This window comes from Thorsellia kenyensis (assembly GCF_042432445.1).
Lineage (GTDB): Bacteria > Pseudomonadota > Gammaproteobacteria > Enterobacterales > Thorselliaceae > Thorsellia > Thorsellia kenyensis.
This window is the reverse complement of the sequence record NZ_JBHLXE010000048.1, coordinates 61,014-74,031: the sequence shown is the minus strand read 5'-3', so window position 1 is coordinate 74,031 and position 13,018 is coordinate 61,014. Positions and strand designations below refer to the sequence as shown.

General features: G+C 34.8%; 10 protein-coding genes. 5 read left to right on the top strand and 5 right to left on the bottom strand.

What is annotated here, in order from left to right:
- Positions 1–685: 685 nt before the first annotated feature.
- From betA to betI, 3 genes are all read right to left on the bottom strand, one after another.
- Positions 686–2,365, bottom strand: coding sequence for a choline dehydrogenase (gene betA, locus ACFFIT_RS04990; protein ID WP_385876552.1), 1,680 nt, complete (start codon positions 2,363–2,365; stop codon positions 686–688).
- A gap of 86 nt (positions 2,366–2,451) precedes the next feature.
- A complete protein-coding gene (gene betB, locus ACFFIT_RS04985; RefSeq protein WP_385876551.1) occupies positions 2,452–3,921 on the bottom strand; it encodes a betaine-aldehyde dehydrogenase in 1,470 nt (489 codons plus the stop codon).
- Positions 3,922–3,945: 24 nt separating this feature from the next.
- Complete coding sequence (betI, locus tag ACFFIT_RS04980; protein WP_385876550.1) at positions 3,946–4,557, bottom strand: transcriptional regulator BetI; 612 nt, start codon at positions 4,555–4,557, stop codon at positions 3,946–3,948.
- Between the two features lie 243 nt (positions 4,558–4,800).
- Here betI and ACFFIT_RS04975 point away from each other — a divergent pair, with 243 nt between their 5' ends.
- Positions 4,801–6,387 (top strand): BCCT family transporter, encoded by a 1,587-nt coding sequence (locus ACFFIT_RS04975; RefSeq protein WP_385876549.1) that lies wholly within the window; start codon positions 4,801–4,803, stop codon positions 6,385–6,387.
- Between the two features lie 559 nt (positions 6,388–6,946).
- On the opposite strand, the gene ACFFIT_RS04970 is transcribed toward ACFFIT_RS04975, so the two are convergent.
- Positions 6,947–7,141: a hypothetical protein gene (locus tag ACFFIT_RS04970; protein WP_385876548.1), complete on the bottom strand. Its 195-nt coding sequence runs from the start codon at positions 7,139–7,141 to the stop codon at positions 6,947–6,949.
- Positions 7,142–7,440: 299 nt separating this feature from the next.
- On the opposite strand from ACFFIT_RS04970, the gene ACFFIT_RS04965 reads away from it, so the two are divergent.
- Both ACFFIT_RS04965 and rep read left to right on the top strand, forming a co-directional pair.
- The gene (locus ACFFIT_RS04965; protein ID WP_385876547.1) at positions 7,441–8,064 is read left to right on the top strand and encodes an L-threonylcarbamoyladenylate synthase; all 624 of its coding nucleotides are present in this window, start codon (positions 7,441–7,443) and stop codon (positions 8,062–8,064) included.
- Between the two features lie 8 nt (positions 8,065–8,072).
- Positions 8,073–10,094 (top strand): DNA helicase Rep, encoded by a 2,022-nt coding sequence (rep, locus tag ACFFIT_RS04960; protein ID WP_385876546.1) that lies wholly within the window; start codon positions 8,073–8,075, stop codon positions 10,092–10,094.
- Between the two features lie 92 nt (positions 10,095–10,186).
- On the opposite strand, the gene sppA is transcribed toward rep, so the two are convergent.
- Positions 10,187–12,016 carry a signal peptide peptidase SppA gene (sppA, locus tag ACFFIT_RS04955; protein ID WP_385876545.1) on the bottom strand — a complete coding sequence of 610 codons (1,830 nt, stop codon included), beginning with the start codon at positions 12,014–12,016 and terminating at the stop codon, positions 10,187–10,189.
- 237 nt (positions 12,017–12,253) lie between these two features.
- Here sppA and ACFFIT_RS04950 point away from each other — a divergent pair, with 237 nt between their 5' ends.
- Both ACFFIT_RS04950 and ACFFIT_RS04945 read left to right on the top strand, forming a co-directional pair.
- Positions 12,254–12,796: an NAD(P)H nitroreductase gene (locus ACFFIT_RS04950; protein WP_385876544.1), complete on the top strand. Its 543-nt coding sequence runs from the start codon at positions 12,254–12,256 to the stop codon at positions 12,794–12,796.
- Between the two features lie 37 nt (positions 12,797–12,833).
- On the top strand, positions 12,834–13,001 hold the full coding sequence (locus ACFFIT_RS04945) for a Trm112 family protein (RefSeq protein WP_385876543.1): 168 nt from the start codon (positions 12,834–12,836) through the stop codon (positions 12,999–13,001).
- Positions 13,002–13,018 lie beyond the last annotated feature (17 nt).

Sequence of the window (13,018 nt, the reverse complement as noted above, 5' to 3'; positions counted from 1 at the left end):
TTAAATAAAAGATATGGTCCTGATGTTTAGAAATTATTAATCATGTTATTAGCAGGGCATAATTTTCAAATTCAATATTGTTTCAATGAATTATAAAAACAGAATCTTACTAATTCCCACTATGTTGTAAGAACAGCTGATTGTTCACTTTATGAAATGACACTTTGCATGGCGATGCAAATTTTTCAGGTGCATATTTCAACTTTCATGATGGTCGTATAATGGCTATTGAGAGATAAAATAGCCCAAGGGAGAGTGCCTAGATGAAAAATTTATCGGGTTATATAAGCATCAGTATAATAGTTTCACTATGACTTAAAGTGCACGGTTTATTTTTAAGCATCACATGATAGATACATTCAATTTTAATTGTATTTTTTAATATAACCTACAACGAGTAATAACTGATCATATTCTTTGATATCCGCATTATCAAAATTCATAATTATCACTAAGAAGGTTGCTTGACAACCATCGGTCTGTTAGATAATTCTACTGTTCAGCTTGTTAAATTAAACTTGGCATGACGCTTATATTTTTATAATGCTCTATTACAAGTAAATTATAAAAGTGTCATGCCTATTATCAAAGATATATAATTTGAAAGATCTATTTCCAATCATTTTGAATGTGATTGTGTTTTAAAGTTAAATGTCAACACAACTAAATAAACTATGAATCCTGATCAAACATTCCTGATTGGAGTATTATTGGCTTTAAAGTAAGGGGCATCTGATACAGGTAATGGCGCTTTTTTCATTATAATATCCGCAATTTTTTCAGCCATCATAATTGTACAAGCATTTAAATTACCAGTGATTATTTCAGGCATAATTGAAGCATCCACGACACGTATTCCTTCAATTTCATGTACTTTACCTGTTGCATCAACTACGCTCATATCATCGTAACCCATCTTATTTGAACAGGAAGGGTGATAAGCAGTTTCGCCAAATTGTTTTACAAAATTATCTAGCTCATTGTCAGTTGTGACATTGATACTCGGTGAAATCTCTTTACCTACATAAGGAGCTAACGCTGGTTGCTTGAATATTTCTCTTGTAATTCTAATGCCCGCTCGAAATTCCTTCCAATCCTGTTCATGGGACATATAGTTGAATAAGATACTAGGGTGATCAAATGGATTTTTAGACTTGACTTGAATTCTTCCTCTGCTAGGAGATCTCATTGAGCCCATATGCGCCTGAAAACTGTGGTAATTAATTGGATTGGAACCATTGTAATTAACAGCAATTGGTAAAAAATGATATTGAATATTAGGCCACTCAAATTCTTCATGAGTACGGATGAATCCCCCTGCTTCAAATTGATTACTGGCCCCTAGCCCTGTACCTTTAAATAACCATTGTGCACCGATCATCAGTTTTCTATGCCATTTTGTTGCAGGGTAAATAGAAACAGGCTTTTTACATTCAAATTGCAAATATAATTCTAGATGATCTTGAAGATTTTGCCCAACACCAGGAAGTTGATTGACTACGTGGATATCTAATTCTTCTAATAATTTACGTGGACCTATACCAGAACGTTGAAGAATTTGTGGAGAAGCAATAGCCCCTGCGCAGAGAATAACTTCGCGATTCACAAAAGTTTCATGTGTTTTCTTATTTTGAATCCATTTGACTCCAATCGCTGTTTTATTTGAAAACAAAATTGTATCAGTAGTTGCATGTGTGACAATAGTTAGATTATTTCTATTTTTCGATAGATCAAGGTAGCCTCTAGCTGTACTAGATCGCCTACCATTTGGTGTTACAGTTCTATCCATAGGTCCAAAACCCTCTTGTTGAAAACCATTCAAGTCATCCGTACGAGGAAATCCAGCTTGAACAGCAGCATCGACCATGGCATGAAAGAGCACATTATTATTTAATTTAGGCGTTGTAACACGGACAGGGCCTGAATCTCCATGATATTCATTAGCACCTATATCTCTTGTTTCAGATTTTTTAAAATAGGGCAGGCAATTGTTATAAGCCCATTGTTCCAAGCCTTTTATATTTGCCCAATTATCATAATCCATAGCATTACCGCGAATATAACACATTCCGTTTATCAAGGAGGAACCACCTAATCCTTTACCTCTTCCACAATCCATTCGTCGATTATTCATAAAAGGTTCAGGTTCCGTTTTATAGGCCCAATTATAACGGGTTCCTTGAAGTGGATAGGCTAGAGCTGCAGGCATTTGTGTTCTGAAGTCCAAACGATAATCAGGACCTCCTGCTTCTAGTAACAAAACTGAAATATTAGGGTCTTCAGTCAATCTAGTCGCTAGAACATTACCAGCTGAACCAGCACCAATAATAATGTAATCGTATTCTTTTTTGAGTGTATTGGGCATGTAAAATCCTCATAATAAAATTTAATGTGACAAACATAGAGCACTTTTCCACAGCAGGTCTAAGACGCATAAATATATTTGGGAGATTAAAATACAGAGTTAAAATCACCAAGTTCGATCTGTATTGATTTGATTTGTGTGTAATGTTCTAAAGTCGTTATTCCATTTTCACGGCCAATACCAGATTGTTTATATCCTCCTACAGGCATCTGTGCTGGGGACTCTCCCCATGTATTAATCCAACAAATTCCAGCTTCTAATTTATTTATTACACGATGAGCTTGGCTTAAATTATCAGTAACAATACCTGCAGCCAGGCCAAATTCAGTATCATTTGCACGCTGGATAACTTCATCTTCTGTTTGATAAGTAGTGACACACATTACAGGACCGAAAATTTCTTCTTTAAAAATTGACATATCATCCGTGCAATCAACAAAAACAGTAGGTTCAATGTATGCACCTTTGGCGAAATTACCTTTTGCTCTGTTGCCACCAGTAAGTAATCTAGCCCCTTCGGTCTTGCCCTTTTCTATATAGCGAAGTACGTTATTCATGTGTTCAAATCCAACCAGAGGGCCAAAATTTGTATCTGGATTTAAAGGATCTCCCATGTGAATATTTTTAATTTTTTCAATTATCTTTTCTTCGAATGCGGTTTTTAACTCTTGTGGGATGAATACTCGTGTTCCATTAGTGCAGACTTGACCAGTACTATAAAAATTTGCCATCATAGCGATATCAACGGCTCTGTTTAGATCGCAGTTTGCAAAAATAATGAGAGGTGATTTCCCTCCAAGTTCTAAAGTTGCTTCTTTTAAAGTCGACAGAGCCCCTTCTGACATTACTTCTTTGCCTGTTTCTACACTGCCAGTAAAAGAGATTTTTGCGATATTTGGATGAGTAATGAGTGACTGACCTACATCATGGCCAGAACCTTGAATTATATTAAACACACCAGGAGGAACCCCAGCTTCCATATAAATTTCAGCCAATTTTAGCGCCCCTAAAGGAGTCATTTCACTTGGTTTAAATACCATCGCATTTCCAGCAGCTAAAGCGGGTGCTGATTTCCACATGGCAATTTGTATAGGGTAATTCCAAGCGCCTATGCCTGCGATAACACCTAAAGGTTCTCTTCTTGTATAAAAAAAACTACTTTCTCTTAATGGTACTTGAATGCCCTGCAAACCTGTGATGAGGCCGGCAAAATATTCAATTACATCGGCGCCGGTGGCTATATCAACATACTTTGTTTCACTGATAGGTTTACCTGTATCTAAGGTTTCAATATGAGCAAGTTCGTCATTGCGTTCCCTAAGGAGTGCTACGGCCTTCAATAAAATTCTGCTTCTTTCAACCGCAGTTGTAGCAGCCCAAACTTTTTGACCTTCAAGAGCGCTTTTAACTGCGTCTTCCACATCTTGAGAACTTGCTTTTTGCACTTTTGCAATAAGGTTGCCATCTGCAGGATTGATAACATCAAAAGTTTGATTGCTAGTTGCATCAACATATTGACCATGAATAAATAATTTATGTATAGGCACATCACTCATACTAACCTCCTTAGGTTAATTAATTTACTTTTTGACAAGATGATCTTGATATTTAGCTAATTGCAAATCTAAATATTCAATAGCGATGTATATAGCTTCAGCTTTGTTAAACTCATCTTTTTGAGACAAACTGCCTCTTAACCAAAGACCATCAATAATAGCAGCTAAACCCTTAGCAACAATTCTTGCTTTTTCTGAGGGTAATAATTTTTTAAGATACCAGGTTAAGTTTGAATAAAGCCTATGATCATTTATTTTTTGCAATTGGCTTAATTCATCAGAATAAAGGCTACTAGCCCAAAAATTAAGCCATACTTTCATTGCTGCTCGATTCACTTGAGTAGTATCAAAATTTCCTTCTATTATAGAAACGATGCATCCTCGTGCTGAATTATCCTTATTTTGTTGCATCTTTAGATTTATCGCATGCTTCAGATCGCTTAATACCTTCTGCATGACGGCTCTCATTAACCCATTTTTATCACCAAAATAGTGGCTAACTATTCCTACTGACAATCCGGCAGTTTTAGCTACATGGTTAATTGTGGTTTGTTGTATTCCTCTAACTTCAATCACCGAAAATGTGGCTTCAATGAGTTGTTGCTTTCTAATTGCTGGTATTTCTGCTTTACGCATTTGATATCCTTTTTTGTAAAAATTGACTAGTAAGATAAAAAGAAAATTTAACAAAAGTGCAACAAAAGTATGCTTGATATCACAATTTCATTACACAATAGCAAAGATTGATTGAATGTTCAATCAATAATAAATAAACTTATACTATTCACATTAAAGACTGTGACCTTAGTCAAAAAAGTGAATGTTCTAAAAATTAAATTATGCTGTTAGTTATATTTTTTATAAACAGGGGCGTTCACTATGATGAAAAAATACAACACAGAAAATAAAATGCATGTTAATAAATTTGTTTTTTACAGCTCTGCGATTATATCAATATTATTAACTCTATTTATGGGTTTATTCCCAAAGCTAGCTGAAAGAGGACTAATAATTGCGCAACAATTTGTATCACATTATTTTGGGTGGTTCTACATGCTCGTAATGATAATTTGTTTAGTGTTTGTTTTTTGGTTGGCTTTTTCTAAATACGGGGCGTTACGTCTAGGTCCAGATAATGAAAAACCAGATTTCAGTTACCTAAGCTGGGTATCTATGTTATTTTCTTCTGGTATTGGTATTGCTCTACTTTATTTTGGAGCGTATGAACCTTTGCATCATTTTTTGAATCCCCCAACTGTCAGTACAGAAGATAAAATCTCACTAGCACAAGCTGCGATGGCACAAACCTTCCTACATTGGGGATTACATGGTTGGGCACTGTATGGACTTATGGCTGTTTCCATGGGGTATTTTACTTATAGAAGAAATTTGCCACTAGCACTAAGATCTGTATTACATGGCTTGCTAGGTAATAGATATGATGGTTGGATGGGCAATATGGTTGATGCTTTTGCTATAATTGCGACACTAATCGCTATGGTGACAAACCTTGGAATTGGAGCATTAGTGTGTCTTGCTGGTCTGAATTATCTTTTTGATCTTCCTGAATCCCCAATTATATTAGTATGTTTAGTTATATTCATGATGCTTGTTGCAACTTTTGCAGCAGTTTCAGGGGTTGAAAAAGGGATTGCTTGGCTCTCAAATTTTAATGTACGGTTATTGTGTGTTTTTTTATTTTTTGTCTTTATAACAGGCCCAACATCACTTTTACTAGATGGTTTTATTCAAAATACAGGGAATTATATCGGGTTTTTGTTGCCTAAAAGTTTTGAAATGTATCTTTTTAATGAAGAAGGTAAGGCCTGGTCTGGAATGTGGACGATATTTTATTGGGCATGGTGGATTGCTTGGGCGCCATTTGTCGGGATGTTTATTGCTAGGATATCAAAAGGTAGGACTATTAAAGAAGTTATACTAGGAGTACTTTTAATACCGTTAGGTTTTACTCTAGCTTGGTTATCGATTTTTGGTAACACAGCTTTAAATTTAGTACTTTCTTCAGAAAATGCATTAATTTTAGATGCTGTAATTAATGATCCACCAATGGTATTATTTCGTTTATTAGAAAATTTGCCTTTTACAACCTTTATGTCAGCCGTTACGACAGTCATTAGCTTTATGTTATTTTTAACACCTGTAGATTCAGGAACATTGATGATTGCAAATTTATCAATGAGATTTGAAGGTGAATTTAAAGATTCAGCTATTTGGATGAGAGTTTTTTGGGCGATAACTACAACAGCTATATCAATAGGATTATTGCTAGTCGGTAATTTTTCAACTATACAAATGGCGGTTGTATTATGTGGATTACCATTTTCTATTGTGATAGTTTTGTATATGATTAGTTTAAGAAAAGCGCTTTTTGAGGATATCAAAGCAAATGAGCAATTATCAGATGTTAATGACATTCGACCACTTAAGACTGTAATAAGCAAGTAATCAATCCTAGCTACTTTATAACTTATGAGTTAAAAACTTTTTATGTTGAAGTTTTTTGGGGCTAACTTATTTTAGAAATATTTTGAAAAGTATTATTGCAGTTGAAAAGATAAAGCAGTGGAAGGGTAGATGCAAGCTTTGTTTTTTGTCAATTGATTATTTTATCAAAAAATCTTGTTTTTCCTCATCACTACAGAAGCTTTTGTTAAGAACAATTTTCTAAACCTAATGGTAGTTGCCAAAGAGGCACAAATGAGAATCTGAATGGCTGGATTAAGCGCCATTATCCACAGAAAACAATATTAGGCAGTATATCTAAAAAAGACATAAGAAAGAATGGTAAATGAGATAAAAAACGGACCTATAAGAATACTAGGTGGGTGATTAGCAAATGACGTTTTCTATGATTATGTTGCAATTGCAGCTTAATACTAGCGTAAATCACTCAATACTATCACCAATAAAAAAGCCCTGAATCAGGGCTTTTTTATTGGTGATATAAACAAAAGAGTGTAAAAAAAATTGAACTTTAACATAAAAACTTAAAGAGATGATAAAGCTAAACTCTAGTGTTTATTTGTGAACCCACTGAACCAGTTGATAGTGCATCAGGAATTTTTTCAACAGCTCTGGCTGTTTCAATCACTTCTTCAGTCATGATTTTTCTGACTTCAGTAGCTTGGTTTTGTTGAGCAAGAACATTAGCTTGCATTTTTGATGATTCAACAGGCATATCTACAGCGGAAATATCCATGACGCCTCCTTAATAAATAAAGTATAAAAATATACAGAGTGGTTCTTTAAAAAAGTAACTGAGACTAAATCATGATTCTAGGATAGGGTAAAGTTAGGCTTAAATCAATCTTTTTTTCGTATATTTAATAACCAGAAATAAAAATGGATGCATCATTTATTCTTTAATAGTATTTTGTACAAAAAGGGTACGATATATTTGTGTACATGAAATTAAATTTTAAAATTAATAGAGAGATTTTATTGTGAAGCGTATAATGCACTTAATTATCAACATCAAGTTATAGCATAGGTAAATATATGAGTTCATTAAGTTACATACATCCAGAAAATCCACAGCCAAGATTAGTTAAGCAAGCGGTAGACGTAATTAAAAATGGCGGGGTTGTTATTTATCCGACTGACTCGGGTTACGCTATGGGATGTCAAATTGGTGATAAAAATGCATTAGAACGCATTTTAAGGATCAGGAAAATTGATGCAAAACATCACTTTACCTTAATGTGTAGAGATTTATCTGAACTTGCTACTTATGCATATGTAGATAATAAAGCCTTTAGAATGATAAAAAATAATACTCCAGGTAGTTATACATTTATACTTAAAGCAACGAAGGAAGTACCAAGACGTTTGATGAATGAAAAACGTAAAACTATCGGTTTAAGGGTTCCAAGTAATCCAATTGCCCTTGCAATTTTAGAAGAATTAAGTGAACCTATGATGTCATGTAGTCTTATTATTCCGGATGCTCCCGAAATGCTAAGCTCCCCAGAAGATATCTATGATTTTCTCTCTAACCAAGTAGATTTAGTGATTCATGGGGGAAACTTAGGTGAAAACCCAACAACTGTTGTTGATTTGACTGAAGATACACCCATCATTGTTCGTTATGGCATCGGTGATGCTTCACCTTTTGAAGTTTAAAATAACGAATGAAATTAAATGATGCACAACAGCAGGCGGTTACTTTTGTAACGGGGCCTTGTCTTGTTCTTGCGGGTGCAGGTTCAGGTAAAACTCGGGTAATTATTAATAAAATAGCATATCTCATCAGAGAGTGCGGTTATTTACCCAAACAAATAGCAGCTGTTACTTTCACTAATAAAGCAGCAAGAGAAATGAAAGAGCGTATTGCGTTTAGCTTGGGTAAACAAGAAGCTCGCGGATTGACGATTTCTACTTTTCATACTTTAGGCTTAACAATTTTGAAAAAGGAATATCGAGCAGCTGGAATTAAATCTAATTTTTCTCTATTTGACGATCAAGATCAATTAGCCCTTTTAAAAGAATTAACTGAGCCTTTGCTAAAAGAAGATAAAGATTTACTCAATCAATTGGTGAGTTATATCAGTCGATGTAAAAACCAAATGATTTTTCCAGATAAGGCTAAGGAATGTGCAAGAGATCAGAAAGAAAGTGCTTTTGCTGCCTGTTATGAGCTTTATAGTATTCAAACTCGAGCTCTTAATGTACTAGATTTTGATGATTTGATTTTACTCCCAACACAACTTTTTATTCACAATAGTGAGGTAAGAGAACGCTGGCAGCTTAGCATTCGCTATTTACTGGTTGATGAGTATCAAGATACAAATACAATGCAATACCAGTTGATTAAAATGTTAGTAGGAGATAGAGCTCGATTCACGGTGGTGGGGGATGATGATCAATCTATCTATTCTTGGCGAGGTGCACAGCCTCAAAATATGGCTTTATTAAAAGAAGATTTTCCGCATCTTAATGTAATTAAATTGGAACAAAACTACCGTTCTACCGCTGTTATTCTAAAGGCCGCAAACATATTAATTGCTAATAATCCTCATCTATTTGAAAAAAAATTGATTTCTTTCCATGGACAGGGCGACTTAATAAAAATCATAAGCGCTAAAGACGAAGAAAATGAAGCGCAAAGAGTAGTTGCTGAAATTATAGGACACAGATTTATTCACCAAACGAGTTATGGTCAATATGCTATTCTGTACCGAGGTAACCATCAGTCTAGATTAATTGAAAAAGTATTGGTTCAAAATAAGATCCCTTACCGAATATCAGGCGGAACTTCATTTTTTTCCCGAATTGAAATCAAAGACATTCTCGCTTATTTAAGGTTACTCACTAATAGTGAAGATGACACTGCATTCTTGAGAGTGGTAAATACTCCAAGAAGAGAAATTGGTCCTTCGACTCTGCAAAAACTTGGTGAGTTTGCAACATTGCAGCAGAAAAGTTTATTCAGCGCAAGTTTTGATATCGGTTCTACAGGGCTTCTAAATGCAAGACAATTAAGTGCTCTTCAAAGCTTTACTTACTGGATAGATAAACTATCTGAATATGCTAAAGAATCTCCACTAGAGGCTGTTAGAGATTTACTAACTGAAATTAATTATGACAGCTGGTTATTCGAAACATCGCCTTCACCTAAAGCTGCTGAGATGCGACTTAAAAATGTCAATCAACTTTATGAATGGTTAGGCGACATGTTAAATGGCAGTGATATTGAAGAGCCGATGACATTGACCCAGGCAGTTAATCGATTTACGCTCAGAGATATGCTAGAACGTGCCGAAGATGATGAAGAGAGCCATCAAGTACAGCTGATGACAATTCATGCATCTAAAGGTCTAGAATTCGATTTTGTCTATCTATTAGGGATGGAAGAGGGAATTTTACCTCACCAAAATAGTTTGAATGAAGGTCAAATAGAAGCTGTAGAAGAAGAGAGAAGGCTTGCTTATGTAGCTATTACAAGAGCTAAGAAAAATTTGACTATTACTCATTGCCTTGAAAGGAGATCGCAAGGAGAGGTGATTAAACCAGATCCCAGTCGTTTTTTAAAAGAATTACCACAAGATGAACTTAACTATGAATCGGGCGGGCAAAAAGTAACCGCTCAAGAGCGTATGGTAAAAGGACAAGCACATCTTGCGTTAATTAAAGCTAGATTAAATAAGAAGTAAGCAATAATATTCAAGACACCAGAAAAAAATAGTGAATATGTATAGGTTCGACTAAGATGTTCTTGTGCCTTGATATGATGTGTGGTTCGATTTTATTTCACTTCACACACCTCGCAAATAGCAAAAGTTTGAATATTTCCAATGCCATGAGTGGTATTTTGCATTAATACTTCTTGAATACTTAACTCTTGAAGGTAAGGTTTAAAGCGTTCTGGAATAAAAGCATTTAATTTGTTATCAAAAGCCATATTCATATTGAGCATGAAAGCTTCCATAAAAGTAGGCTTTACTTGGAACCACTTAATATTAGGTTTCTCAACGTTAGCAAGCTTAGCAGCGAAATCAATTGCATCTGCTAAATTTCCAATTTTATCAATGAGTTTATGATTGAGCGCATCTTGTGCTACCCAAACTTGACCTTGGGCTACTTTATCGACCGCTTCAATTGGCAACTCTCTAGACTCAGAGACAATAGTAAGAAATCTATCGTATCCATGATTAATATTGAGCTGGATAAGTGATTTAAAATCATCACTTAATGGTTCAGTAATGGAGCCCGCACCAAATTCAGTCGTAGCAACACTACTTGAGTAAACTCCTATTTTGGATAAAGTTTCCTCGAAAGTTTGTATTATGCCAAATATACCAATGGAACCTGTTAGAGTATTTTTATTAGCAAAAATGTGATCAGCAGGCATAGCCACCCAATACCCACCAGAAGCAGCAACACCACCAAACGATGCAATAATAGGCCGTTTGGTTGCCTTAAATTCCATAAGCTCTGAGTAAATAAGTTCAGCTGCCGTTACTGAACCGCCTGGGCTATTAACTCTTAGTACTAAAGCAGCTATATTTTCATCCATCTTAGCATCGAATATTTGTTCAGATATCGTTTCTGAACCTGTAAAACCAGGACCGCTTAATCCATCCACTATAGGACCTTCAATATGAATGATTGCGATATTTGGTGAAGTTAAAAATGCATCAGAAGAATCTTCAAGTTCATAATCATAGATACTGATGAAACTCATTTCTTGCGTACCAAAAATACTATCAATTCTATCTTGAATTTGTTTTCGTGAAGAGAGTTTATCAATCCACTTATTATTAAGTGCCATTTTAGCCATATCGCCATTGGCATTTTCAAGTGAGGTTATAAGTGTCTTTGTGTCTTTAAAAAATTGTGTTGTAGAATCTAATCCACGATTGTGAGACACTGTTTCAAGATAATTTTGCCACAAAAGTGATAAAAAGCGTGTAGTCATAGCTTTTGCTTCAGGTGACATATCATCTCTTATATAAGGCTCAACAGCCGATTTATGAGTGCCTACACGAAATATATGTGTATTTACACCTAATGTTTCTAACAATGACTTAAAATAGACGTTTGATGTACCTATGCCGTGAATATCTACATGACCGAAGGGGGTTATGTGTATTTCGTTTGCAAAACTTGCGAGGTAGTAACTTTGTTGGTTCAGGTTATCAGCAAATGCAATAATAGGTTTTCCTGTTTGCTTAAATGTTGCTATTGCTTCACCTAAGGCTTCAAGATTAGCGTTATTTGCACCATAAAATTGATTTAGAGCGATGACTAATCCTGTAATTTCGGGATCATCTTTTGCTTGCTCAATTTTATTAATGAATTCAAATACGCTATTTTCTTTATATTTAGAAGTATCGTTACCTAAGAACTCTTCAATACTTGCCTTTAAAGCATTTTCACTGGAGGGATTATCCACTAATAAACCTTCGATATTTAAAAGTAGCGCACTATTTTTAGGCTTGATACTATTGTCTTTAAATAGAGCGGTAAAAAGAGATATAAAAAGGATAATAAATAGGATATTCCAAAAGGTTTCCCTTGAATATCTTAATGTAAGCCAAGTAAAACGAGGTGTTTTTTTTAATAATCGCCACATAAATGGGGAGTCCTTAAAGCATTTTGAATTAATCGTTCTATGAAATGTTCGGGTATAGCGTTATAATTATAGCCTATATTAATAAAAAAGAGAGGAGTTAAGTGCTTTTATCTTTAATAACTTTTAAAAGGGCTTAACTTGTTCTAATATACACTAAACCTTTTTAGATTATAGAAATTGTGAGTGTAATGAAACCGATACTTGTTTCATTAATAAAAAAGAATAATTGGAGTATATATGGACGCTATAAGTTTACTTTTAAAAAGGCAGTCTCACTCAAAATTAATTAAACCTGCTCCAGATCTGCAGGCAATAAACACCATTATAGCTGCTGGATTAAGGGTTCCTGATCACGGTCATCTTTCTCCATTTAAATTCATTATCATTGAAAATGAGGGGATAATACGCCTCAGTGAGCTATTTGTTAAAGCATCACCTGATGCCGATGAAGAAAAAAAACGTCAAGTAGCAGCGCTTCCTTTTCGTGCGCCATTGATTATTGCAGTGATAGCCAAAGTAGTAGAGCACCCTAAAGTACCTGACTGGGAACAAATAGTAACTGCTGGCTGTGCGGTTCATGCAATGCAAATGGCTGCATTTTCTCTAAATTTTGGTGGTATATGGAGAAGTGGGGCCTGGTGTGATAATCCCGTCGTAAAAGAAGCTTTTGAGTGTAAAGAGAGAGATAAGATTGTGGGATTTTTATATTTAGGCACACCTGAAGGAGCACTCAAACCATTACCGTCAATTGATCCCAACCAGCATGTTTCTTATTTTTAAATACAAAATTTTATACATTAAAATTTAATGAGGCACCATGAATTTACATAAAACACTTTGTGAAATTGCTACCTGTCCAATTTGTCATACTCAACTTCATTTAGACAAAGAAAATGAGCAATTTATTTGTGATAAAGACAAAAAAATCTATCCAATTAGAGAAGGAATAGCCGTGTTGTTAACGGAAGAAGCTAAAGATTTTTAAGATAATAAGCTGAGGGT